Consider the following 24,406-nt stretch of genomic DNA (forward strand, 5'->3'; position numbering starts at 1 on the left):
AGAATCTTGCTAAATGGCAGGAGCGTTCACAAGGGAGGTTTCATTTTGGCGCTTAAAGATCTTTTTTCAAAAAATCACACAAAGAAGAAGAAATATGCAACAATTCCAACAGAAACAGCTAAAAATGACGTACCTGAAGGGATTATGACAAAGTGTACTTCATGTAAAAAAATCATGTACACAAAGGAACTAGTAAAAAACTATAAGGTTTGTTTACATTGTGGTTTTCATTTTCAAATGAATTCATATGAGCGGATTGACAGCTTTTTAGATGAAGGAAGTTTTGAGGAAATTAATGAGGACATGATTTCTGAAAACCCACTTGGTTTCCCAGATTATCTGGAGAAGCTAGAAAAAGACCGACAAAAAAGTAAATTGAACGAGGCTGTTGTAACAGGTGTAGGAGCCGTAAACGGCAAAAAAATAGTTTTGGCGATAATGGATGCCTCTTTCCGCATGGGAAGTATGGGATCTGTCGTGGGTGAAAAAATTACACGTGCAATTGAGAAAGCAGATGAACTCTCCCTGCCTTTTATTATTTTTACCGCTTCGGGTGGTGCCAGAATGCAGGAGGGTGCATTGAGTTTAATGCAAATGGCAAAAACAAGTGTCGCGTTAAAGCGGTTTAGTGAAAATGGCGGTCTCATTATTTCTATAATGACACATCCAACGACTGGCGGGGTATCAGCAAGCTTTGCATCATTAGGTGATTTCAACTTTGCTGAACCAGGAGCCCTTATTGCCTTTGCGGGACGACGCGTTATTGAACAATCGATTAGAGAAGAATTACCTGAAGATTTTCAAACGGCGGAGTTCCTATTAAAGCACGGGCAGCTGGATGCCATTATTTCACGTGAGGACCTAGTAGAGAAAATCACAAACATATTAGAAATTCATCAACCTGGAGGTGAGCTCGAATGGTAGGCGAATTAGAATTTGAACGCCCAATAGTGGAGTTAAGAAGAAAAATTACCGAACTAAAAGAGTTCACTAAAACAGCAGATGTCGATTTAAGTTCTGAAATTATTAAGTTAGAAGCTCGACTTGAAAAGCTTGAGCAGGATATATATGAGAATATTAAACCATGGGATCGTGTACAAATTGCCCGTCATCCAAATAGACCCACAACTCTTGATTATATTTCTTATCTATTTGAGGATTTCTTTGAGTTACATGGCGACCGGACCTTTGCGGATGACGAAGCCATCGTAGGAGGAGTTGCCAAGTTTAAGGGATTGCCTGTAACAGTTATTGGTCATCAGCGAGGAAAAGACACGAAAGAAAATATCCGCAGAAACTTTGGAATGCCGCATCCTGAAGGATATCGAAAAGCACTTCGTCTCATGAAACAGGCTGATAAATTTAAACGGCCAATTATCTGTTTTATTGATACGAAGGGAGCATATCCAGGTAAGGCTGCAGAAGAACGTGGCCAAAGTGAAGCCATTGCACGAAATTTATTTGAAATGGCGGGACTTAGAGTTCCTGTGATTTGTATTGTTATTGGAGAAGGCGGAAGTGGCGGTGCTCTTGCACTTGGAGTGGGTAACCGAATTCATATGCTGGAAAACTCTACCTACTCAGTTATCTCCCCAGAAGGAGCGGCAGCAATTCTATGGAAGGATGCATCCTTAGCTAAAAATGCTGCAGAAACAATGAAAATCACAGCTCCCGATTTGAAGGAACTGGGAGTAATCGATGAAATTATCCCTGAAATTAAAGGTGGCGCACATAAGGATGTTAAACAGCAATCAGAAGAAATTGAAAAATGTCTGATGTCTTCGCTTAAACAACTTCTTAAGCTATCAGAGGATGAATTAATTGCCGACCGATATAACCGTTTTAGGACAATTGGCGAATACACAATAGTTAATGATTACATTGGTGCTAAATAAAAAATCGTGCTCCTAGGGGGCACGATTTTTTCACGTTCACATATTGTTCAAGGAAATTCCAATGATGACGCTTTCAATTGCGAATAAAACGCTTCCAGTTCACTAATTATTCCGTCTATTTTATTTACTACTATGAATCGGTTGTTATGGTGATTTCTTCGTGTTATTTTATAAATATTCGTAGGTTTTATGTTAATAATAAAGGAAGTACATCCTGAGATAATTTAATGTTATTAACATTCGTATACAGAGGGTTTCTTAATCAATGATTGAGGTGATAGGTGTGAAAAGAATTGGGGTACTAACGAGCGGTGGAGATTCACCAGGAATGAATCCGGCCATTCGTGCTGTTGTGCGGAAAGCAATTTATCATAATGTAGAGGTTTACGGTATTTATGGCGGTTATGCAGGATTAATTTCTGGTAATATAAAGAAGCTTGAGCTAGGTTCTGTTGGTGACATCATTCACCGTGGCGGTACCATGTTACATTCAGCGCGCTGTTTAGAATTTAAAACAAAAGAAGGACAGCAACAAGGAATTGAACAAATGAAAGCTCTTGGAATTGAAGGGCTTGTAGTTATCGGTGGGGATGGTTCCTATCGTGGAGCAAAGGCATTAACAGAACAAGGTTTTCCTTGTGTTGGTGTACCTGGCACGATTGATAACGATATTCCAGGTACAGAGCTTACGATAGGCTTTGATACCGCGTTAAATACAGTAATCGACGCAGTAGACAAAATTCGTGATACCGCTACCTCACATGAAAGAACGTTTGTAATCGAAGTAATGGGACGCGATGCGGGTGATATTGCTTTATGGGCGGGTCTGGCTGGTGGAGCAGAAACCATCTTAATTCCTGAAGAAAACTATGATATGAATGAAATTGCCGAAAGACTTCGCAAAGGGCAAGAGCGTGGTAAAAAGCATAGTATCATCATTGTGGCTGAAGGAGTATGCAGTGGAGTTGAATTTGCTAAGCAGCTGTCAGAAGCAACTAACTTTGATACAAGAGTTTCTGTGTTAGGTCATATCCAACGTGGGGGTTCTCCAACTGCAGCTGACCGAGTACTTGCTAGTCGCTTAGGTGCAAGGGCAGTAGAACTATTAATCGAAGGAAAAGGCGGCCGTGCAGTAGGTATAGAAAAGAATCAACTTGTTGATTATGACATCATTGAAGCTTTAGGAAGAAAACATACATTAGATCTTGAACTCTTCAAGTTGTCCAAAGAATTATCAATTTAAAGAATAGCGTTTGTCTTTTCTAAAATGGGAGGAAATATAGCATGCTACGAAAAACAAAAATCGTTTGTACGATTGGTCCTGCTAGTGAAAGTGTTGAAAAGTTAACTCAATTAATAAATTCGGGGATGAACGTTGCTCGTTTAAACTTTTCTCACGGTGATTTTGAAGAGCATGGTGCTCGAATCAGAAATATTCGTGAAGCAGCAAAAGCAACGGGTAAAACAGTAGCGATTCTACTTGATACAAAGGGTCCGGAAATCCGTACAAACAATATGGTAAACGGTGCAATTGAGCTAAAGGCTGGAGAAAATGTGATTGTTTCTATGACAGAAGTCGAAGGAACAGCTGAAAAGTTCTCTGTTACATATCAAGGTTTAATTGAAGATGTACATGTTGGTTCAAAGATTCTCTTGGATGATGGCTTAATCGGTCTTGAAGTAACGGAAGTGAATAAAGCCGCAAATGAGATCCATACAAAGATTTTAAACAGCGGTACATTGAAAAATAAAAAGGGTGTAAACGTTCCTGGAGTGTCAGTGAACCTTCCAGGAATCACTGAGAAGGATACAAAAGATATCCTGTTCGGTATTGAACAAGGAGTTGATTTCATCGCTGCTTCCTTCGTTCGCCGTGCAAAAGATGTCTTAGAAATCCGTCAACTTTTAGAGGAAAACAATGCAACACATATCCATATTATCCCTAAAATTGAAAACCAAGAAGGCGTTGACAACATCGATGAAATCCTTGAGATTTCTGATGGCTTGATGGTTGCACGTGGTGACCTTGGCGTGGAAATTCCTGCTGAAGAGGTTCCTCTTGTTCAAAAAATGTTAATTAAGAAATGTAATGCCCTTGGTAAACCAGTTATTACTGCAACACAAATGCTTGATTCCATGCAGCGTAACCCTAGACCTACGCGTGCAGAAGCTAGTGACGTAGCCAATGCTATTTTTGATGGTACGGATGCCATTATGCTTTCAGGTGAAACAGCTGCTGGATTATACCCGGTTGAAGCGGTTCAAACCATGCACAATATTGCTTCTAGAGCAGAACAGGCATTAGACCATAAAGAGATTTTATCTAACCGCAGCAAAGATACAGGTCACAATCTTACAGATGCAATTGGGCAATCAGTTGCACATACCGCTTTAAACCTTGAAGTGAATGCTATTATCACACCAACAGAAAGTGGACATACAGCAAGGATGATTTCTAAATATCGTCCTAAGTCTCCAATTGTTGCTGTAACAGCTAATGATACCGTATGCCGCCGATTATCTCTTGTTTGGGGTGTGTATCCACAAATCGGTAGAATCGCGACAACAACTGATGAAATGCTTGATATTGCTGTTGAAGAAAGCGTAAATAGCGGAATCGTTAAGCATGGTGATTTAGTCGTTATTACTGCAGGTGTTCCTGTAGGTGAAGCTGGTACGACGAACTTAATGAAGATTCATGTGGTTGGCGATATTATAACAAAGGCACAAGGCATTGGCCGTAAGTCTGCATTCGGGAAAGTAGTACTTGCTCATGATGCAAAGGAAGCCCTAGAGAAGGTAAAGCAAGGAACCATTCTTGTGACCCTGGGTACCGATCGTGATATGGTTCCTGCACTAGAAAAATGTGCTGCTCTTATCACACAAGAAGGCGGATTAACAAGCCATGCGGCTGTAGTAGGTCTAAACCTTGGAATTCCTGTCATTGTTGGAGTCGACAATGCATTAGAATTATTTAAAGATGGTCAAGAGATCACTGTTGATTCATCGAGAGGTGTTATTTACAACGGCCACGCTAGTGTCCTATAGGTAAAAAAGAAAGAAGGGGAAACCCTTCTTTTTCTACATAATAAAACTAATTCGTCACCAATCATAATATAATGGAAACAAGCCGATTGGAAGGGGACAAAACATGCGGTATTTATTTTTGTTGATTATTGTAATTCCTGCTATTGATATTGGAGTTCTACTCTTGTCTGGGAAAACAATAGGGGTTTGGCCCACTATTGCGATTATTATTTTAACGGGTGTCCTTGGTGCCTATATGGCAAAACGAGAGGGGCTTCAGACCATTCGCAGGGCTAGGGAGCAACTTCAGTATGGAGAGATTCCTAGTGAAGCGGTTTTGGATGGAATATGTATAATTATTGGTGGAACCCTACTGATTACACCAGGTTTTGTCACTGATTTAACAGGGTTTCTCTTGCTTTTTCCACTAACCAGAAGGCCATTTAAATATTTAATAAAAAATCTGTGGCGAAAAAGAATTGATAAAGGAAATATAAAAATCATAAAATAGAAAAACGTCAGCTGCTACCATACAGTCTGACGTTTTTATTACGCTTCTTTTCCTTTGATGAATGTCCATACATCATGAAACACATTTGCTCGGTAAAGCGTACTGATAATAACCAGAGTAACAGGACCGACAATTAAGCCTAAAAAGCCAATGGTTTTAAATCCAACAAATAAGGCGATTAGTGTAGCTAATGGATCTAGACCGATACTAGAAGAGAGGATTTTCGGTTCCATAATCTGCCTTTGAACAAGGACAATGATATAAAGTACACCTAAACCAATAGCTAGGCCCATATTCCCTGAAATGGCCGAGTAAATGATCCAAGGTACGAAAACAGCGCCAGTTCCAAGGTATGGGATGATATCGACAATCCCCGTTAGCAGCGCTATGGTAATGGCATAATCAACCCTTAGGATAAGTAGGCCAATTAGAATGATAACGGTAGTAATAGAAATCAGTGTTAATTGAGCTTTAATAAAACCAAATAAAGCCTTTTTTAAGTCAATAAAGACCTTTTGCCCGCTTGTTTTTGCTTTCTCAGGTAAAATCCTACCACCAAGTAAGGATAGTCGATACCAATCCTTACTGATAAAGAATGTAGCTAATAATGAGAATATAAGGACTGTGGCTGCGTTAGGAAACCATGATAAAATATTTGGAATATTTCCGAACAAACCTTGGATAAACGATCCAACGGTGGTTCCAATTTTTTGACCAACATTTTGAATGTTACCTATGATTGTATCCTGTTGACCAGCATCGAGCTTATTGAATACACTTGTTAACTGATTATAAAGAGGGATAATCTGGCCAGTAAAATAATTCTCGATATATTCAATTAATGTATCAAGGTGTTCAGGAACGACTTTAGCTAAATAAGCTGCTCCAGAGACGATCTCTGCAACTAACAGTGTGATCAAACCTGCAAAAAAAGCAAAGATAATAATGAGTGCAATTAAAACCGCAAGCGCTCGAGGCATTTTTGCTTTAAGTTCAAAAAAATTGACGAGCGGATTAATCAAAAAGGCGATCGCAAGAGCAATTAAAAAAGGATATGTTACTTTTGATAAATAAAAAAAAGAGTACAGGGCCAAAACAACGGCTCCAATGACAAGAATAAATCTAATTGTCCGATTTATGTACTTTGAATTCAAAGACAACCCTCCTTAAAATCTAATTTATAGTATTTAGTTTAACATTTTATGAATAATACTGCATAATTTTCCAAAAATGCATTGTCTGTGTAATACATTACTACGTAATGAATATAGAAAAGGATTCAGATATCGGTAGAGAATATATACCCACATTTTTACTCCAATAAGTTATTATGGTACGATAATTTGGATAAAGGATGGTGAACAAATGGTTAGTGAGTCGTTGCTTTTTCTTTTCTTGCTTCTAATCATTGGATTGATTGCTAAGAATAGCTCGTTAATGGTGGCTGTTGGGATCTTACTTATATTAAAAGCCGGAGGGCTGGACGCGAAGTCCTTTTCCTTTGTACAGTCTAAAGGAATCAACTGGGGAGTGACGATTATTACGGTTGCTGTTCTAGCACCGATTGCGAGTGGGGACATAGGTTTTAAGGATTTAACAGGTGCATTTAAGTCCTCTTATGCCTGGATTGCACTCATTTCTGGAATGGCTGTGGCATTACTCGCAAAAGGTGGAGTAAAATTACTAGCGGATGACCCACAAATTACAACCGCACTAGTATTAGGAACCATTCTATCTGTATCTCTTTTCAAAGGGGTGGCGGTAGGTCCGTTAATTGGTGCAGGTATTGCCTATGCAGCGATGAAAGTTTTTAGTTTTTTTAGCTAGATTTTTTTTGGAATAATATTTTTTTCGATTTTTCGACTCCTTTTCATTCACAAAAATCAGATAATTGTTTATAATAGGCTTGTAAGCGTATCCTTTTCTACATAAACCATATATATATGCTGAATTACTTGTAAAATAGTTTTTTTATTGTGATTGAAAGGGCATACATCTTTTTGTGACTATCCCGAGCAATCGCTCAGTCATTTTTTACGAATGAAGCAATAGGTAGAGTATTATACTCAGATAATACCATTTGTCATTTATCACATCCGTGTTAATCAGTAAAGGGGTTTTATTTCTCTGTGTTTGTTTTCCAATGGGGATATTAAGAATGTGAGGAGAGATTTATTATGACAGTAACACGCGGTCTTGAAGGGGTAGTGGCAACAACTTCTTCCATCAGCTCTATTATTGATGACACGCTAACATATGTTGGCTATGACATTGATGATCTAGCAAAAAACGCAAGCTTTGAGGAAGTCATTTATTTATTATGGCACCGCCAACTACCAAATGCAGAACAACTAGCTGAACTAAAACAGCAGCTTGCAGAAAATGCTGCGCTTCCACAAGAAGTGATTGAGCATTTTAAAATGTACCCTATTGATAAAGTACATCCAATGGCAGCGCTTCGTTCCGCTGTTTCCTTGTTAGGTTTATATGATGAAGAAGCAGATTTAATGGATTCTGAAGCCAATTATCGTAAAGCAGTACGACTGCAGGCAAAAATGCCAGCAATTGTTACTACATTTGCCCGAGTAAGAAAAGGTCTTGATCCAATTGCTCCAAGACAGGATCTAAGCTTTGCAGCAAACTTCCTTTACATGTTATCTGGGAATGTGCCTGAGCCAATTGCTGTTGAAGCAATTGATAAAGCGCTTGTCTTACATGCGGATCATGAGTTAAATGCGTCTACATTTACAGCACGTGTTTGTGTAGCTACACTTTCAGATGTTTACTCTGGAGTAACGGCTGCAATCGGTGCACTTAAAGGTCCTCTACACGGTGGTGCCAATGAAGCGGTGATGAAGATGCTTACGGAAATTGGTACAATCGAAAATGTTGAGCCATATGTTCGAGGTAAGCTTGAAAAGAAAGAAAAAATTATGGGCTTCGGTCACAGGGTATATCGTCAAGGGGACCCACGTGCAAAGCACTTAAAAGAAATGTCTAAGAAATTAACTGAACTTACTGGTGAGCCGCACTGGTATGATATGTCTGTTAAAATTGAAGGAATCGTAACTGGTGAGAAGAAACTTCCACCAAACGTTGATTTCTTTTCTGCTTCTGTTTATCACAGCTTAGGAATTGATCACGACTTAATGACGCCAATCTTCGCTGTAAGCCGTGTTTCTGGCTGGTTAGCTCATATTTTAGAACAATATGAAAACAATCGGTTAATCCGTCCAAGAGCAGAATATACTGGTCCTGGAATGCAAAAATATGTACCAATCGAACAAAGAGTTTAATATTTTACTTTTTTTCAAAAAATTGATTCAATATGATAGAATGAATCAAAGGTTAGAGGTAAACTCTCTAACCTTTGATTCAGCAATTTTTTCAATGTGAACGAACAAAGTTCAAAGTTTTTTACATAACTAGGAGGGAGAACAACTATGCAAGGCGAAAAAATTACGGTTACAAATGGAGTATTAAATGTACCAAACAACCCAATTATCCCATTTATTGAAGGGGACGGTATTGGACCAGATATTTGGGCTGCTTCAGAGCGAGTATTAAATGCAGCAGTTGAAAAGGCTTATAAGGGCGAGCGTAAATTAGTATGGAAGGAAGTTCTAGCTGGTGAAAAAGCTTTCAACCAAACAGGCGAATGGCTTCCAAAAGAAACACTTGATGTAATCAATGAATACTTGATTGCAATCAAAGGTCCACTAACCACTCCTGTTGGCGGAGGGATCCGTTCCTTGAACGTTGCTTTACGCCAAGAGTTAGACCTATTTGTTTGCTTACGTCCAGTAAGATGGTTTGAAGGTGTTCCTTCACCAGTCAAGCGTCCACAAGATACAGATATGGTAATCTTCCGTGAAAACACTGAAGATATTTATGCAGGAATTGAATATGAAAAAGGTTCTGAAGCGGTTAAAAAAGTAATCGACTTCCTTCAAAATGAAATGGGCGTAAATAAAATCAGATTCCCTGAAACTTCAGGAATTGGTATTAAACCTGTTTCTGAAGAAGGGACAACTCGTCTAGTGCGTGCAGCTATTAATTATGCAATTAAAGAGGGCCGCAAATCTGTTACACTCGTGCATAAAGGAAATATCATGAAATATACTGAAGGCGCGTTTAAAAACTGGGGTTATGAGCTTGCAGAAAAAGAATTTGGCGATAAAGTCTTTACTTGGGCTCAATATGACCGCATTAAGGCTGAGCAAGGTGCAGACGCTGCAAACAAAGCACAATCAGATGCAGAAGCTGCTGGAAAGATCATTGTAAAAGATGCTATTGCTGATATCTTCTTACAACAAATTCTTACTCGCCCACGTGAGTTTGATGTGGTTGCTACAATGAACTTAAACGGTGACTTCATTTCTGATGCACTTGCAGCACAAGTTGGTGGAATTGGAATTGCTCCAGGAGCAAACATCAACTATGAAACAGGACATGCTATCTTTGAAGCAACACATGGTACTGCTCCTAAATACGCTGGTCTTGATAAAGTAAATCCTTCATCTGTTATTTTATCAGGTGTGTTATTGCTTGAACACTTAGGCTGGAACGAAGCAGCTGATATGGTAATTAAATCTGTTGAAAAAACCATCGCATCTAAAGTTGTAACTTATGATTTCGCACGTTTGATGGAAGGTGCAACTGAAGTTAAAACATCTGAATTCGGTGATGAACTAATTAAAAATATGGAATAAGCTAACTGGAATAGGCATAAACAAGAATAGTTGCAGGGTCTGTCTTTAACAGCCCTGCAAATTAAATAATCCTACATATAAGGGGAGAGTTACATGTCATTAAAACGTAAAAAGGTTTCAGTAATCGGCGGCGGATTCACTGGCGCGACGACAGCATTTTTGCTTGCACAAAAAGAACTTGGTGATGTAGTTTTAGTTGATATTCCTCAAATGGAAAACCCAACTAAAGGGAAAGCATTAGATATGCTTGAAGCAAGTCCTGTTCAAGGGTTCGACTCAAACATTACTGGTACATCTAATTACGAAGACACACGCGATTCTGATATTGTAGTTATTACTGCGGGTATTGCACGTAAACCAGGCATGAGCCGTGACGATTTAGTGCAAACAAACCAAAAAGTAATGAAAAGTGTAACGCAGGAGATTGTGAAATATTCTCCAAACTGTACTATTCTTGTCTTAACCAACCCAGTGGATGCCATGACCTACACTGTATTTAAAGAATCTGGTTTCCCTAAAAACCGTGTAATCGGTCAATCAGGAGTCCTTGATACGGCTCGTTTCCGTACGTTTGTTGCTCAAGAATTAAATCTTTCTGTAAAAGATGTTACTGGATTTGTTTTAGGCGGCCACGGAGATGACATGGTTCCACTAGTTCGTTATTCTTATGCTGGTGGTATTCCATTAGAAACATTGATTCCTAAAGATCGTTTAGAAGCCATTGTTGAGCGCACTAGAAAAGGCGGCGGCGAAATTGTTAACCTTCTTGGTAACGGAAGTGCATACTATGCTCCGGCTGCATCACTAGTTGAAATGTGTGAAGCAATCCTTAAGGATCAACGTCGTGTATTACCTTCTATTGCTTACCTTGAAGGCGAGTTTGGCTACGAAGGCATTTACCTAGGCGTTCCAACTATCCTTGGGGCAAATGGTATTGAAAAGGTGATCGAGCTTAACCTTACTGCTGAAGAAAAAGCAGCATTAGATAAGTCCGCTGAATCAGTTCGTAATGTAATGAATGTTTTAGTATAATAGAAAAAAGAAATTCGGGGTGCATGCCCCGAATTTTCTCTATATTTATATGAAACCGCTTACAGTGGAGGTGTAATGGATGCTTTTAGGGAAGAAAAGAAAGTTAGGCCGAAAGATTGAAGAAATAACAGTTGGTGAAAAACTATCATTAACAGAAAAAATTGAAGACAAGGATATCCTTCTTTATTTAGGATTAACAGATGACTCAAACCCTTTATACATACAACATGATTATGCATCACAAACACCATTTGAAAAACCGATTGTACCTAGTATTATGTTAACAGGCATTATCACCTCGGCTATCTCAAAATATTTACCTGGACCAGGTAGTCATATTTTAAGTCAAGAAATTGACTTTCCGAAGCCTGTCTATCATTATGGAACAGTCGAGTGCCTATTTGAGGTGATTGATGTACAGAGGAAAGAACATACCATCATAATCAGTGTAGTGGGAACCAATGAAAAAAATGAGACGGTCATTCAGGGAAAAGTCAAAGTCTGCCCTCCACACCGGTTAGAAGATATACACGGAAAAGCATTAGAGAATTTTTAATAGAAATAAACAAAGGAATGTGTTTTTTGCATTCCTTTTTGCTTTTTTTATGACTGTGTAAAAAGAACATTGTTGATTTTTATACACTGTTGATTGGAGCGGAAGGCGCGAAGACTCCTGTGGGAGTACGGTTCAGGAGAGACCCCGCAGGCGTGAGCGCCGAGGAGGCTCGCCGAAACGCCCACGGAAAGCGAAGCGCCTGGAGCGGAAATCAACAGACAAGTTTACAAAGCCATTTTTATAAAAAAACATATATACTTTGTTAATTTTTTGTAAAGATAATAAATGAAGAAGGTGTATCTCTAGGAAATACCTGTTCTTTATTATTATAATGAAGGTATCTTGAAATAGCGGAGGATATTATGAAAAACAAAGTACTGGTTGTAGATGATGAACAATCGATTGTGACATTACTCCAATATAATTTAGAACAGGCGGGCTTTGAGGTTTTAACGGCTATGGATGGTCAAAAGGGGAAGGAACTAGCCGAAACCGAATCTCCTGATATTATCGTTTTAGATTTAATGCTGCCAAAATTAGATGGAATGGAAGTATGCAAACAGCTTCGTCAAAAGAATATCATGGTTCCTATTTTAATGTTAACAGCAAAAGATGATGAATTAGATAAAATAATTGGTTTGGAACTTGGTGCAGACGACTATATGGTCAAACCATTTAGCCCAAGAGAAGTGATTGCACGTGTGAAAGCTATATTAAGAAGAACACAGATTCAAAATGAGGTTCCAGAAGAAGCAGAAAAGAATAATGATGAACTAATTGAAATCGGTAAGTTAAAAATTTATCCACAAAAATATGAAGCTTATTTTCAGGAGGAACTCCTTGAATTAACATTAAAAGAGTTTGAATTACTTCTTTATTTGGCACAGAATAAAGGACGGGTATTAACAAGGGATCAGTTATTAAGTGCTGTTTGGAATTATGAGTTTGCTGGCGATACTAGAATAGTTGATGTACATATCTCTCACCTTAGGGAAAAAATTGAAGAAGAAACGAAGAGGCCTGTTTATATTAAGACACTTCGTGGTCTAGGTTATAAGCTGGAGGGACCAAAAGAAGAATGACAAAATCTCGTACAGGGCTGTTAATTCCATTAGTTTTCACTATTATTACAGTGTTGATTGCGATTGGAATATGGTTAATCCATTTATTTAGAAATGACGTTTTAGAATTACTAAAGGGTCAATATAAAATTGAAGTATTACTCATACTCTTCCTAATACTTGTTATGGTCTTAATTGTCATCAGCTTCTTCTGCGTCAGAACTACCTCGAGGTATTCAAAGCAAATAGAAGCAGCAACTGATGTTGCCATTCAATTGGCAAACGGTAATTACCGTGCCAGAACATCTGTAGATAAGCTTGATGGAACAGGAATGTTGGGATCAGCTATTAACATGTTGGCTGAAAATCTGCAAGAATTAGCCAAATCACAAGAAATGCAGCAGGATCGCTTAGGTGCATTAATAGAAAATATGGGTTCTGGGTTAGTATTAATTGATAGCCGCGGATATATCAGTCTCATAAACAAAGGCTTTGTGGAAATCTTTCACACGAATCCTACCAATTACTTAAATAAACTTTATTATGAAGTAGTTGATTCTGAAGAAATATGTCAATTAGTTGCCGAAGTATTTCGAACCGAACAGAAGGTAAGTAAGCAATTATCTATTCCCTTATTGATAGAAAGAAAATTTTTTATGGTTTATGGTGTGCCTATTATTGGGAAAAACAATGTTTGGAAAGGGGTATTACTTGTTTTTCACGATATTACGGAAATAAAAAAGCTTGAACAAATTCGCAAGGATTTCGTGGCAAACGTATCCCATGAACTAAAAACGCCTGTTACGTCTATTAAGGGATTTACTGAGACCCTTTTAGATGGTGCAATGAATAATAAAGAAACATTAGAATCTTTTTTATCCATTATCTTAAAAGAAAGTGATCGACTCCAATCCCTGATTCAGGACCTATTGGACCTTTCGAAAATTGAGCAGCAAGGCTTTCAATTACTATTAAAAGAAGTAGACTTAAAGTTGTTGCTTGAAGAGGTGATTACCCTTTTAAGTGGAAAGGCAGAAGCTAAAAACATTCGCCTTGAATTTTATAATAAGCAGGAAAAGGTGCAAATCATTGGTGATGTGGATCGTTTAAAACAAGTGTTTATCAATTTAATTGGTAATGCCATTACTTACACACCTTCGGGAGGCGATGTGAAAATCATCCTCCTAGAACACAATGAAAAAGTCCGAATCCATGTAAAGGACTCTGGGGTAGGTATAAAAAAAGAAGAGATTCCAAGAATTTTTGAACGGTTTTACCGGGTGGATCGTGCAAGAAGCCGTAACTCAGGTGGAACAGGTCTTGGATTAGCGATTGTTAAACATTTAGTGGAGGCTCATCAAGGGCAGATCAGTGTTAGAAGCATGTTAGGGAAAGGCAGTGAGTTTATCCTAGAGCTTCATAAATATTTGAAATGATATTGGATGGTGAAGAAGTTGGAAAAGAAAAAGCTTGTGCTGATAGACGGTAATAGTATAGCTTATCGTGCTTTTTTCGCACTACCGCTCCTTAATAATGATAAGGGGATTCATACGAATGCAGTTTATGGTTTTACGATGATGTTGATGAAGATTTTGGAGGATGAAAAACCAACGCATATGCTTGTTGCCTTTGATGCGGGAAAAACGACCTTCAGACATAAAACCTTTGGAGAGTACAAGGGAGGTAGACAAAAAACGCCGCCAGAGTTATCTGAGCAATTCCCGTTTATTCGTGATTTATTAGATGCCTACGGGATTTCTAGGTATGAGCTAGAAAATTACGAGGCTGATGATATAATTGGAACGCTTTCCCTAACGGCTGAAAAGGATGGGTTTGAAGTCAAAGTTATTTCTGGGGATAAAGATTTAACTCAGCTGTCTTCACCCCATACCACTGTAGGAATCACTAGAAAAGGAATTACGGATATAGAGGAATATACTCCTCGGCATATAACTGAAAAATATGGTCTTACACCCGAACAGATTATCGATATGAAAGGTCTTATGGGGGATGCATCTGATAATATTCCTGGTGTGCCCGGAGTGGGTGAAAAGACTGCCATTAAGCTGTTAAAAGAATTTACAACCCTTGAAAAGCTGCTTCAATCTATTGATCAAGTAAGCGGAAATAAGCTTAAGGAAAAATTAGAGGAATTCAAAGACCAGGCAATAATGAGTAAAGAGCTGGCAACGATTGAAAGGCAAGCCCCCGTCGAAGTCGATTTAGAAACAATCGCCTTTGAAGGCTATATTAGAGAGAAGTTAGTGCCCCTCTTTAAAGAATTAGGCTTTCATTCCTTATTAGACAAGCTGGGGGAAGATACAACCGTACATAACGATCAGGAGCTTGTAGATATTGAATATGTCACTCCTTCGGAAATAACCGAAGATATGTTTGCTGAAAATAATTATTTTTATGTAGAACTTCTTGATGATAATTATCATTATGCAGAGATTATTGGGTTTTCTCTTATAAATGAAAAAGGACAATTCTACCTGCCAACGGAACTAGCATTGAAATCAGAGGCGTTTAAAAACTGGGCAGAAGATGAAGGGAAAAAGAAAACCGTTTATGATGCAAAGCGGTCGGAGGTTTCTTTAAGAAGGCAGAATATCCATCTGAAAGGTACAGACTTTGATATTTTAATGGCTTCCTATCTAATTAATCCTTCGGAGACCCAAGAAGATCTTGCTGCGATTGCACATAAATATCACTACCATAACATCCAAGCGGATGATTCCTTTTATGGGAAGGGAGCCAAACGAAAAGTCCCTGAGGAGCCAAAGCTAGCAGAACATCTTGTACGTAAAGGGCTTGCCATGGCTGAAATAAAGGATAAATTGGAAGATGAATTACGAACAAATGAACAATATGAATTATTCAATGAGCTTGAGATGCCGCTTTCACTCATTTTAGCTGATATGGAATCGTGTGGTATAAAGGTAGAACGGGAACGCCTGCAGACAATGGGCAAAGAACTGAATGAGCGACTAGTGGAAATAGAAGAGAGGATTTGTGAACTTGCGGGAGAAAAATTTAATATTAATTCCCCAAAACAATTAGGTGTCATTCTATTTGAAAAGTTAGGTCTTCAAGCATTAAAGAAAACAAAGACCGGCTATTCTACTTCGGCTGATGTTTTGGAAAAGTTAGCTGAGGATCATGAAATAATTGAGCATATCCTTCTGTATCGGCAATTAGGCAAACTCCAATCTACCTATATTGAAGGTTTATTAAAAGTGATTGATCCAAAAACAGAAAAAGTGCATACAAGGTACCAGCAAACATTAACTGCAACTGGACGATTAAGCTCTATCGACCCGAACCTACAAAATATTCCGATTCGACTGGAAGAAGGAAGAAAAATTCGCCAGGCGTTTGTCCCTTCTGAGGAGGGCTGGGTGATTTTTGCATCCGATTACTCTCAAATAGAACTTCGTGTACTTGCCCATATTGCTGGGGATGAAAAGCTAATCCAAGCATTCAAAGATGATCTTGATATTCATACAAAAACGGCAATGGAGGTATTCCATGTGTCGGAAGATGAAGTAACCTCTAATATGAGACGTCAAGCAAAGGCCGTTAACTTTGGAATTGTTTACGGAATCAGTGACTATGGACTATCACAGTCCTTAGGGATAACCCGTAAGGAAGCTGGACGTTTCATTGAGAGATACTTAGATACTTACCCTGGTGTGAAAGAATATATGGATGATATTATTCACTCGGCAAAGCAAAAAGGCTATGTTTCCACGTTAATGCAGAGAAGACGTTATCTTCCTGAAATCACGGCCCGAAACTTCAATTTGAGAAGTTTTGCAGAACGTACAGCCATGAATACGCCTATTCAAGGCAGTGCCGCAGATATTATCAAGAAAGCAATGATTGATATGGATGAGGCGTTAAAGGATAAAGGTTTAAAGACACGCTTATTGCTCCAGGTACACGATGAATTGATTTTTGAGGCTCCAGAGGATGAAGTAGCTATTCTTCAAGAGCTAGTTCCAAGTGTCATGGAAAATGCTCTTGAATTGAAAGTGCCATTAAAAGTGGACTATTCCTATGGTCCAACCTGGTTTGATGCGAAATAAAAGGAGGATCTATATTGCCAGAGCTTCCAGAGGTTGAGACAGTACGTAAGACGTTAAAAAAACTGGTTCTTAATAAGACAATTGAAGAAATCACCGTCTACTGGCCTAAAATTATTAAAAATCCTGTAGAGGTCGAGCAGTTTATTGATGCATTAAAAAAAGAGACCATTATTGATGTTGGTCGAAGAGGGAAGTTTCTTATCATATATACAGATCACTATGCGTTAGTATCACATTTACGGATGGAAGGAAAGTATGGACTTCATCCGAAGGAACTTCCTTTTGATAAACATACACATGTCATTTTCCATTTTACTGACGATACAGAATTACGGTATAGAGATGTCCGGAAGTTTGGAACGATGCATTTATATAAAAAGGGAGAAGAATTTACAAAACCTCCATTGATAGAGCTTGGTCCTGAACCCTTTTCAGAAGAGTTTACTCAAGCGTACCTGTCTCAGAAACTGAAAAAAACCAATAGGAAAGTAAAGCCTGCCTTACTCGATCAAAAATTACTAGTAGGTCTTGGGAATATATATGTGGATGAGGCCCTTTTCCGGGCTGGAATACATCCAGAACGGCTTGCTAGTACTTTAACTGCGGACGAAGTTAGCCTTCTTCACAGTGAAATTGTTGCTACTTTAGGAGAAGCGGTGAAAAAGGGAGGGAGTACGATTCGTTCCTATGTTAATTCCCAGGGGGAAATTGGAATGTTCCAGCTTGAATTATATGCATATGGGCGAAAAGGGGAACCCTGTAAAAATTGCGGAACCCCACTAGAAAAAACAACAGTCGGAGGAAGAGGCACCCATTTTTGCCCAAGCTGTCAGAAACTATAAGGTAAGCAAAATGAATGTGAGAACAACAATTCAATAACACTGGATGGGCTCCTGCCATATACTATCGTAGTGATTTTCAGGAAGGAGTCCTAGACGTAATGGTTCAGTTGTTCTCACTTCTCATATTAGCATTTGCCCTTAGTCTTGATAGCTTTAGTGTAGGGTTTACCTATGGATTAAGGAAAATGGTCATGCCGATTAAATCCGTTCTCGTTATTGCAACCTGTTCGGCAGCCTCATTAATGATTGCTGTGTCAATTGGACATGGCTTAGAAAAAGTAATATCACCGAATATTACGGCAAAACTAGGGGGATTTATTCTGATTGCTCTAGGTGCCTGGGTATTGTACCAATTTTTTCGGCCCGAAAAAGAAAAAGAATTAGTGGAACATGAAAAAACAATCGTAAACCTTGAAATCCGCTCTCTAGGATTAGCTATTAGTATATTAAAAAAACCCATGTCTGCTGACTTTGACAAGTCAGGGACCATTACAGGGATCGAAGCATTAATGCTGGGCTTTGCCTTGTCATTAGATGCCTTCGGGGCTGGGATTGGAGCGGCTATGCTTGGATTTCCTCCACTATATTTAGCTCTTACTGTCGCAATCATGAGCTCTTTATTCGTCCTGTTAGGAATAAAGAGTGGCACTTTTTTCCATAAGTTCGATTGGATTCAAAAGTTTACGTTTTTACCTGGGGTTTTATTAATCATTATTGGTATTTGGAAATTATGATACCTGAAAGGAAAAAGCATGTCATTAGTTATCGGTTTAACTGGCGGAATTGCCAGTGGAAAAAGTACTGTATCAACAATGTTCAAGGAAATGAATATACCAGTTGTCGATGCTGATGTGGAGGCTCGCCTTGCTGTGATGAAAGGTGAAGCCGCCTACTTTCAAATAATTGATACGTTTGGAAAGGACATTTTATTAGAGGACGGGGAGATTGATCGGCAAAAATTGGGCTCGATTATTTTCCATCAAGAAGAGAAACGAAAGCTTTTAAATGAAATAGTCCATCCGGAAGTTAGAAAGAGAATGATGGGGCAGGTTGAAGAGGCTCAGCTGAACGGAGAAGAAGTCATTGTCCTGGATATCCCTCTATTGTTTGAAAGCAAGCTAACCTATATGGTCGAGAAGACGATTCTTGTATACGTGGATTATGACATACAATTAGAAAGACTTATGAAGCGAAATAGCCTCCCAATTGACGATGCAAAGGCCCGAATACAGTCACAGATGCCGCTCAACGAAAAAATGAAATTAGCAGATGCAGTGATTAATAATAATGGATCAATAGAAGAAACAAAAAAACAACTCATCAACGTATTAACCCAATTTGGAATAAAAATTTAATAACATAAGAGGAGAAGGGGAGCCCCTTCTCCTTTTTTGAATTTAAAAAACCTATTAAGTTATCAGAATTATAAAACATTTAAAAATCCGCAGTTTATTCATCACAATTCAACCTATATATGTTATACTAATTACAAGAATACAACTCAAAAGTATAACATTAATACGGAAGGGGCCGTAAAATGAAGTCACGAATTGCAATAAATGGGTTTGGGAGAATTGGAAGGATGGTTTTTAGAAAAGCAATCCTTGAAAAAAAACTTGATGTAGTAGCAATAAATGCGAGCTATCCGGCTGAAACATTAGCTCATCTACTTAAATATGATACAAATCATGGACCTTTTCAGGGAGAAGTTATCCCTTTAGATAACGAATTAATTGTAAATGGTAAAAGAATAAAATTACTAAGTGAACGTAACCCGGAGCAGATTCCATGGAGAGAGCTAGGGATTGATATCGTGATCGAAGCAACTGGAAAATTTAACTCCAGAGAAAAGGCTGCCCTGCATCTTACAGCAGGTGCTAAAAAAGTGATTTTAACTGCACCAGGGAAAAATGAGGATGTTACAATCGTTATGGGTGTAAATGATGAAATGCTTGATATTAATCAGCATGATATTATTTCAAACGCATCCTGCACAACGAATTGCCTTGCACCAGTTGCAAAGGTACTAGATGAGAAGTTTGGAATTGAAAGTGGTTTGATGACAACAATTCATGCCTACACAAATGACCAAAAGAATATCGATAATCCTCATAAAGATTTACGGAGAGCCCGTGCCTGTGGACAATCTATTATCCCTACAACAACGGGTGCGGCTAAAGCATTATCACTGGTATTGCCACAATTGAAGGGTAAATTACATGGGATGGCACTACGAGTACCAACACCAAATGTTTCACTTGTTGATTTAGTAGTTGACCTACACCAAGATGTAACGGTTGATGATATTAACAATGCCTTTATGGAAGCTGCACATGGCAGATTAAGAGGAATTTTAGATTTAACAATGGAACCGCTTGTTTCAGTGGACTTTAATACAAACGAGAATTCAGCTATCATTGATGGACTTTCGACAATGGTGATGGGGACAAGGAAGGTTAAGGTTTTAGCTTGGTATGATAATGAGTGGGGATATTCGTCTCGTGTCGTAGACTTGGCTCTATATGTGTCAGAGCAAATAGCTAAATCCTCACAGGTTAAGGTCGGCTAGATCTGAATAAAAAGGTAAAAAAATGCTGTCAATTGACAGCGTTTTTTTTGTCCCAGCCTAGTTACAAAAATATCTTATGAAAATTTTAATTTGATAGGTTGCAAAAAAAATATAAACAAAGTATACTAGTCATCGTGAACTTCTTGAAATTAGGTACCTATTAATTACTTAAAGGGTTAGGACCTCTCTGGACTAACTTTCCCCCGTGGTAGTTATAAGATACCGTCAATAACCGGATTTCAGGAAACCATCATAAAAGGTTAGAGGGGGAAATAAGAATATGGAAACAATGGGACGACACGTAATCTCTGAACTTTGGGGATGCGACTTTGAAAAATTAAATGATATGGATTTTATTGAAACAACTTTTGTAGAAGCAGCTCTTAAATCAGGTGCGGAAATCCGCGAAGTAGCTTTTCATAAATTTGCTCCACAAGGCGTTAGCGGTGTTGTAATTATTTCTGAATCACATCTTACAATTCACAGCTTCCCAGAACATGGATATGCAAGCATTGATGTATATACTTGTGGTGATTTAAACCCTAATGTAGCTGCTGATTATATTGCTGAGGCTTTAAATGCTCAAACGCGTGAAAATATTGAAATTCCACGTGGTATGGGTCCAGTAAATGTTAAGCAAGCAAAGGTACTTTAATCTAAAAAAATGATCGAAGGGGTGTACGAACTATGTACACCTCTTTTTATATTTTCCTCATTATGTTGTAAACTAAATAAAAAGGAAGAATTTTTGGAGGGTTATATTTAAATGAGTTTATTCGGACGCTTTAGAAGTCAAATTGAAACATCTGATCAAAACAAGGATGCTTCTTTAAAGACTCATTACTATAAAGGCAATTTTAATAAAATTTTTGAATCGATTGAAAAGGTATTTCATGAAGATGCTGACTGTCGCATTTTAACGGTCTCAAAAGAACATGGAGAGATTGCGGTAGAAATTAAAAAGCCATTCCCTTGTTTTCTGATTGTGACCATTGTTTCTGTGAAAGCACTAGAAACGGCTGTAGACTTTAATATTTCGACTGAACGATTCTCTATCTTAGGTAATTTCCCTGAATTGAAAAAAAGAGTGGTTTCTTATTACGATCGGTTGAATCAATTACATACGGTTATTAAAGAAAAACAAAACTCCTAATACTTGTACTTGTGCAAAGGTCTGCTTTTTTATAAGATAAAAGTAGGAAATTGTTCGGATTTCGTGAGATTTGGAGTTGATTAACAATGAAATGCCCTTCATGTCAAAATTATGGTACACGCGTGCTTGATTCTCGGCCTGTTGATGAAGGACGTGCAACACGGCGAAGACGCGAATGTGAGGAGTGCGGATATCGCTTTACTACATTTGAAAAGATTGAAGAGATTCCCTTAATAGTTGTAAAGAAGGAAGGGACACGGGAAGAATTCAGCCGTGATAAAATACTAAGGGGCTTAATTAAGGCGTGTGAAAAGAGGCCTGTTGCCTTAAAGGAGTTAGAAGATATTACGCACGGTGTGGAAAAGGACCTTCGAAGTCAGGGGATTTCTGAAATTAAAAGTGAAGCGGTTGGCGAAATGGTAATGGATCGACTTGCCCATGTAGATGAAGTTGCATATGTAAGATTTGCTTCCGTTTATCGCCAATTTAAAGATATTAATGTATTTATCGACGAATTAAAGGAACTGATAAAAAAAGAAAAATCGTAATGAGCTAAAGGGTCGTCTTTGGCTCTTTTTTCACTATTGAAAGAGAAAGGTTGGAATCATATGGCGCAGCATTGGCAGGAAATTCTTCCTATCGATCGTTATATTGTAGCAGCTGATGGACTGCTCCATGAGTATGACCGGAAAGTGCTGACGTTTCTATACCAGCCCTTGATTGGGTCAACTTGTTTAAGCTTGTATATGACACTCTGGGCGGAACTGGAGGAAAATAGACTCTGGTCTGATTCATCCACGCACCATCTGTTAATGAACCTGTTAGGGTTAAATTTAAAGGATATATATGAAGCGCGTTTAAAGCTAGAGGGAATAGGGTTATTAAAAACCTTTGTTAAAACAGAGGAGGGAGATCGGTCCTTTATATATGAGCTCATCCCGCCTTTAACGCCTGAACAATTCTTTTTGGATGGAATGTTAAATATATTTCTTTATCGAAAAATTGGAAAAAACCATTTTGCCCGTCTAAAACGGTTTTTCTCTGACCAGCAAATGCCAAAGGAAAAGGAATATCAGGATGTAACCAAGGCGTTCCAAGATGTGTTTGCTTCAGCTACGCCTGGTAGTCTTCAATATCTTCAAGGAATTTCTGAGGAAATGGAACAAGAGGAGAATCACCATTTTATTGGTCGGAATGATTCGAAACCAATCCAAATCGAATTAAATACATTTGATTTTGACTTATTGATCTCAGGGTTAAATGAATCTCTTGTACCTAAAAAGTCTCTAACCCAAAAGGTAAAAGAGGTAATAAGCAATTTAGCCTTCCTGTATAATATTGACCCTATTCAGATGAAAAATATTGTCCTAAGTGCAGTCAATGAATCAAGTGAAATTGATATGGAAGAATTGCGTAAGGGGGCCCGTGATTGGTATCAGTATGTCAATCAGGATCAGCTGCCAAGTTTAATTGAACGAACGCAGCCTGCTGCCCAACAGGTCCAAAAAGATGAACCAAAAACACAGGAAGAAAAACTCATACGTTATTTAGAAACCACTTCCCCATTAAGAGTTTTAAAGGATTTGTCTGGCGGCGGAGAACCATCGAAGTCAGATCTGCAGATTATTGAGGAAGTGATGTTTAAGCAAAAGCTTCTTCCAGGTGTAATAAATGTACTTATTCAGTTTGTGATGCTTAAAACAGATATGAAACTTACTAAAGGGTATGTAGAAAAGATAGCTGGTCACTGGGCGAGGAAGCAAATAAAAACAGTGAAAGAAGCAATGGACTTAGCTAAGAACGAACATCGTACGTATATCGGTTGGACAGATAACAAAAAGACCGGAAGGCCGTCGAAACAAAAAACCATTCGTAAAGAGCTCATTCCAGAGTGGTTTGAGGAAATCCCGGAAGAAGGAAAAGCTGCTATCCAAACGAACAAATCAGAAGAGGACGAAGCGAAAAAGCGGGCGATAGAAGAAAAATTAAAGGCGTTTAGAAAGTAGGGGGTGAATGAGATGGAAAGGATTAATAGAACATTACAACGGCTGGCATCAAATGAAAGCTTTAAGAAACGGTATGAAAAACAGCGCCAGGAGGTTCTACAGAATCGTGAGATTAAATCGTTTTTAGCTCAACATCAGGATAAAATTACTCCAGAGATGATTGATAAAAGCATGAGTAAGCTCTACGAGTATACAAAACAAAGTCAGGAATGTGAGCGCTGTGAAAGCCTTGAAAAATGTATTAATTTTATGCAAGGTTACCACCCTGAACTCGTTTTATCTTTGAATTCGATTGATGTAATTTATAAGCGCTGCCCCAGAAAAGTGATGGCAGATGAGAAAAAGAAAAACGAAAAGTTAATTAAAAGTCTTTATGTGCCTAAAGATATATTGGAAGCTACCTTTGAGGATTTTGAAGGGGACACTGGTCGACTGGATGCAGTGGACAAAGCTGCGACCTTTTTAATGAATTACGAGCAGGGGAAAAAACAAAAAGGATTATATCTTTATGGGAAATTTGGTGTTGGTAAGTCCTTTTTGTTAGGTGCGATAGCAAATGAACTCGCTAAAAAACAGATCTCATCGATGATTGTTTATGTTCCTGAATTACTGAGAGAGATGAAAAGTTCTATTGCTGATTCTACACTGAATGAAAAAATAGAGGCATTAAAAAAAGAACCTGTATTAATGTTGGATGACATAGGGGCGGAAGCAATGTCAAGTTGGACAAGAGATGAAGTATTAGGGCCAATCTTACAATTTCGAATGCTTGAGAGTCTTCCAACATTTTTTACCTCGAATTTTGATTTTCAAGGTTTGGAGCATCATTTAACCTACAGTCAGCGTGGTGAAGAGGAAAAGATGAAGGCCATGCGAATCATGGAGCGAATTCGCACCTTAAGTGAGCCAGTTCTAGTTGGTGGTCCTAATAGGCGTTAATATGTATTAAAT

The 24,406-nt window shown here is 38.3% G+C and carries 23 protein-coding genes; 22 read left to right on the forward strand and 1 reads right to left on the reverse strand.

The annotated features are described in order from the left end of the window. The first annotated feature begins 45 nt into the window (after window positions 1–45). The 5 genes from accD (at window position 46) to QFZ87_RS08870 (ending at window position 5,433) form a co-directional block, all read left to right on the forward strand. Window positions 46–924 (forward strand): acetyl-CoA carboxylase, carboxyltransferase subunit beta, encoded by an 879-nt coding sequence (gene accD / locus QFZ87_RS08850; protein ID WP_309860180.1) that lies wholly within the window; start codon window positions 46–48, stop codon window positions 922–924. Then, complete coding sequence (gene accA / locus QFZ87_RS08855; RefSeq protein ID WP_309860182.1) at window positions 918–1,895, forward strand: acetyl-CoA carboxylase carboxyl transferase subunit alpha; 978 nt, start codon at window positions 918–920, stop codon at window positions 1,893–1,895. Before accD ends, accA begins: the two co-directional genes overlap by 7 nt. A gap of 283 nt (window positions 1,896–2,178) precedes the next feature. Further along, entirely contained in the window at window positions 2,179–3,138 is a 960-nt protein-coding gene (gene pfkA, locus QFZ87_RS08860; protein ID WP_309867729.1) for a 6-phosphofructokinase, read from the forward strand. Between the two features lie 41 nt (window positions 3,139–3,179). Beyond that, on the forward strand, window positions 3,180–4,943 hold the full coding sequence (gene pyk, locus QFZ87_RS08865) for a pyruvate kinase (RefSeq protein ID WP_309860184.1): 1,764 nt from the start codon (window positions 3,180–3,182) through the stop codon (window positions 4,941–4,943). Window positions 4,944–5,046: 103 nt separating this feature from the next. Continuing rightward, window positions 5,047–5,433 carry an FxsA family protein gene (locus tag QFZ87_RS08870; RefSeq protein ID WP_309860186.1) on the forward strand — a complete coding sequence of 129 codons (387 nt, stop codon included), beginning with the start codon at window positions 5,047–5,049 and terminating at the stop codon, window positions 5,431–5,433. A 38-nt stretch (window positions 5,434–5,471) separates the two neighbouring features. On the opposite strand, the gene ytvI is transcribed toward QFZ87_RS08870, so the two are convergent. After that, window positions 5,472–6,587 (reverse strand): sporulation integral membrane protein YtvI, encoded by a 1,116-nt coding sequence (gene ytvI / locus QFZ87_RS08875; protein WP_309860189.1) that lies wholly within the window; start codon window positions 6,585–6,587, stop codon window positions 5,472–5,474. 211 nt (window positions 6,588–6,798) lie between these two features. Here ytvI and QFZ87_RS08880 point away from each other — a divergent pair, with 211 nt between their 5' ends. From QFZ87_RS08880 to dnaI, 17 genes are all read left to right on the forward strand, one after another. Next, entirely contained in the window at window positions 6,799–7,260 is a 462-nt protein-coding gene (locus QFZ87_RS08880) for a DUF441 domain-containing protein (RefSeq protein ID WP_309860190.1), read from the forward strand. 350 nt (window positions 7,261–7,610) lie between these two features. Next, entirely contained in the window at window positions 7,611–8,729 is a 1,119-nt protein-coding gene (gene citZ, locus QFZ87_RS08885; RefSeq protein WP_309860191.1) for a citrate synthase, read from the forward strand. Window positions 8,730–8,876: 147 nt separating this feature from the next. After that, the gene (icd, locus tag QFZ87_RS08890; RefSeq protein ID WP_309860193.1) at window positions 8,877–10,145 is read left to right on the forward strand and encodes an NADP-dependent isocitrate dehydrogenase; all 1,269 of its coding nucleotides are present in this window, start codon (window positions 8,877–8,879) and stop codon (window positions 10,143–10,145) included. A 93-nt stretch (window positions 10,146–10,238) separates the two neighbouring features. Next, the gene (mdh, locus tag QFZ87_RS08895; RefSeq protein WP_309860195.1) at window positions 10,239–11,177 is read left to right on the forward strand and encodes a malate dehydrogenase; all 939 of its coding nucleotides are present in this window, start codon (window positions 10,239–10,241) and stop codon (window positions 11,175–11,177) included. A 79-nt stretch (window positions 11,178–11,256) separates the two neighbouring features. After that, on the forward strand, window positions 11,257–11,733 hold the full coding sequence (locus tag QFZ87_RS08900; RefSeq protein ID WP_309860197.1) for a MaoC/PaaZ C-terminal domain-containing protein: 477 nt from the start codon (window positions 11,257–11,259) through the stop codon (window positions 11,731–11,733). Window positions 11,734–12,095: 362 nt separating this feature from the next. Further along, on the forward strand, window positions 12,096–12,815 hold the full coding sequence (locus QFZ87_RS08905) for a winged helix-turn-helix domain-containing protein (RefSeq protein WP_309860199.1): 720 nt from the start codon (window positions 12,096–12,098) through the stop codon (window positions 12,813–12,815). After that, window positions 12,812–14,230: a two-component system histidine kinase PnpS gene (pnpS, locus tag QFZ87_RS08910; protein ID WP_309860201.1), complete on the forward strand. Its 1,419-nt coding sequence runs from the start codon at window positions 12,812–12,814 to the stop codon at window positions 14,228–14,230. Before QFZ87_RS08905 ends, pnpS begins: the two co-directional genes overlap by 4 nt. A gap of 6 nt (window positions 14,231–14,236) precedes the next feature. Then, window positions 14,237–16,885, forward strand: coding sequence for a DNA polymerase I (polA, locus tag QFZ87_RS08915; RefSeq protein WP_309860203.1), 2,649 nt, complete (start codon window positions 14,237–14,239; stop codon window positions 16,883–16,885). A 14-nt stretch (window positions 16,886–16,899) separates the two neighbouring features. Then, window positions 16,900–17,727, forward strand: coding sequence for a DNA-formamidopyrimidine glycosylase (mutM, locus tag QFZ87_RS08920; RefSeq protein WP_309860205.1), 828 nt, complete (start codon window positions 16,900–16,902; stop codon window positions 17,725–17,727). A 98-nt stretch (window positions 17,728–17,825) separates the two neighbouring features. Then, a complete protein-coding gene (gene ytaF, locus QFZ87_RS08925; protein ID WP_309860206.1) occupies window positions 17,826–18,461 on the forward strand; it encodes a sporulation membrane protein YtaF in 636 nt (211 codons plus the stop codon). An 18-nt stretch (window positions 18,462–18,479) separates the two neighbouring features. Then, window positions 18,480–19,082, forward strand: a complete 603-nt coding sequence (coaE, locus tag QFZ87_RS08930; protein ID WP_309860208.1) for a dephospho-CoA kinase — start codon at window positions 18,480–18,482, stop codon at window positions 19,080–19,082. A gap of 182 nt (window positions 19,083–19,264) precedes the next feature. Then, complete coding sequence (locus QFZ87_RS08935) at window positions 19,265–20,296, forward strand: glyceraldehyde-3-phosphate dehydrogenase (protein WP_309860210.1); 1,032 nt, start codon at window positions 19,265–19,267, stop codon at window positions 20,294–20,296. A 280-nt stretch (window positions 20,297–20,576) separates the two neighbouring features. Then, the gene (gene speD, locus QFZ87_RS08940; RefSeq protein WP_307290748.1) at window positions 20,577–20,951 is read left to right on the forward strand and encodes an adenosylmethionine decarboxylase; all 375 of its coding nucleotides are present in this window, start codon (window positions 20,577–20,579) and stop codon (window positions 20,949–20,951) included. A gap of 111 nt (window positions 20,952–21,062) precedes the next feature. Beyond that, on the forward strand, window positions 21,063–21,449 hold the full coding sequence (locus tag QFZ87_RS08945) for a hypothetical protein (protein ID WP_309860214.1): 387 nt from the start codon (window positions 21,063–21,065) through the stop codon (window positions 21,447–21,449). A gap of 86 nt (window positions 21,450–21,535) precedes the next feature. Next, entirely contained in the window at window positions 21,536–21,997 is a 462-nt protein-coding gene (gene nrdR, locus QFZ87_RS08950; RefSeq protein WP_144564449.1) for a transcriptional regulator NrdR, read from the forward strand. A gap of 60 nt (window positions 21,998–22,057) precedes the next feature. Continuing rightward, on the forward strand, window positions 22,058–23,455 hold the full coding sequence (locus QFZ87_RS08955) for a replication initiation and membrane attachment family protein (protein WP_309867733.1): 1,398 nt from the start codon (window positions 22,058–22,060) through the stop codon (window positions 23,453–23,455). A 12-nt stretch (window positions 23,456–23,467) separates the two neighbouring features. Then, window positions 23,468–24,394, forward strand: a complete 927-nt coding sequence (dnaI, locus tag QFZ87_RS08960; RefSeq protein WP_309860217.1) for a primosomal protein DnaI — start codon at window positions 23,468–23,470, stop codon at window positions 24,392–24,394. The last annotated feature ends 12 nt before the right edge of the window (window positions 24,395–24,406 follow it).

The organism is Bacillus sp. SLBN-46 (genome assembly GCF_031453555.1).
In the GTDB taxonomy this organism is placed as follows: domain Bacteria; phylum Bacillota; class Bacilli; order Bacillales; family Cytobacillaceae; genus Neobacillus.

What these genes read in the sequence shown, in the direction of transcription:
- accA (WP_309860182.1), top strand. Translation starts at nt 918, where the DNA reads ATGGTAGGCGAATTAGAATTTGAACGCCCAATAGTGGAGTTAAGAAGA.
- pyk (WP_309860184.1), top strand. Translation starts at nt 3,180, where the DNA reads ATGCTACGAAAAACAAAAATCGTTTGTACGATTGGTCCTGCTAGTGAA.
- QFZ87_RS08870 (WP_309860186.1), top strand. Translation starts at nt 5,047, where the DNA reads ATGCGGTATTTATTTTTGTTGATTATTGTAATTCCTGCTATTGATATT.
- QFZ87_RS08880 (WP_309860190.1), top strand. Translation starts at nt 6,799, where the DNA reads ATGGTTAGTGAGTCGTTGCTTTTTCTTTTCTTGCTTCTAATCATTGGA.
- citZ (WP_309860191.1), top strand. Translation starts at nt 7,611, where the DNA reads ATGACAGTAACACGCGGTCTTGAAGGGGTAGTGGCAACAACTTCTTCC.
- icd (WP_309860193.1), top strand. Translation starts at nt 8,877, where the DNA reads ATGCAAGGCGAAAAAATTACGGTTACAAATGGAGTATTAAATGTACCA.
- mdh (WP_309860195.1), top strand. Translation starts at nt 10,239, where the DNA reads ATGTCATTAAAACGTAAAAAGGTTTCAGTAATCGGCGGCGGATTCACT.
- QFZ87_RS08900 (WP_309860197.1), top strand. Translation starts at nt 11,257, where the DNA reads ATGCTTTTAGGGAAGAAAAGAAAGTTAGGCCGAAAGATTGAAGAAATA.
- QFZ87_RS08905 (WP_309860199.1), top strand. Translation starts at nt 12,096, where the DNA reads ATGAAAAACAAAGTACTGGTTGTAGATGATGAACAATCGATTGTGACA.
- pnpS (WP_309860201.1), top strand. Translation starts at nt 12,812, where the DNA reads ATGACAAAATCTCGTACAGGGCTGTTAATTCCATTAGTTTTCACTATT.
- polA (WP_309860203.1), top strand. Translation starts at nt 14,237, where the DNA reads ATGGTGAAGAAGTTGGAAAAGAAAAAGCTTGTGCTGATAGACGGTAAT.
- ytaF (WP_309860206.1), top strand. Translation starts at nt 17,826, where the DNA reads ATGGTTCAGTTGTTCTCACTTCTCATATTAGCATTTGCCCTTAGTCTT.
- coaE (WP_309860208.1), top strand. Translation starts at nt 18,480, where the DNA reads ATGTCATTAGTTATCGGTTTAACTGGCGGAATTGCCAGTGGAAAAAGT.
- QFZ87_RS08935 (WP_309860210.1), top strand. Translation starts at nt 19,265, where the DNA reads ATGAAGTCACGAATTGCAATAAATGGGTTTGGGAGAATTGGAAGGATG.
- speD (WP_307290748.1), top strand. Translation starts at nt 20,577, where the DNA reads ATGGAAACAATGGGACGACACGTAATCTCTGAACTTTGGGGATGCGAC.
- QFZ87_RS08945 (WP_309860214.1), top strand. Translation starts at nt 21,063, where the DNA reads ATGAGTTTATTCGGACGCTTTAGAAGTCAAATTGAAACATCTGATCAA.
- nrdR (WP_144564449.1), top strand. Translation starts at nt 21,536, where the DNA reads ATGAAATGCCCTTCATGTCAAAATTATGGTACACGCGTGCTTGATTCT.
- QFZ87_RS08955 (WP_309867733.1), top strand. Translation starts at nt 22,058, where the DNA reads ATGGCGCAGCATTGGCAGGAAATTCTTCCTATCGATCGTTATATTGTA.
- dnaI (WP_309860217.1), top strand. Translation starts at nt 23,468, where the DNA reads ATGGAAAGGATTAATAGAACATTACAACGGCTGGCATCAAATGAAAGC.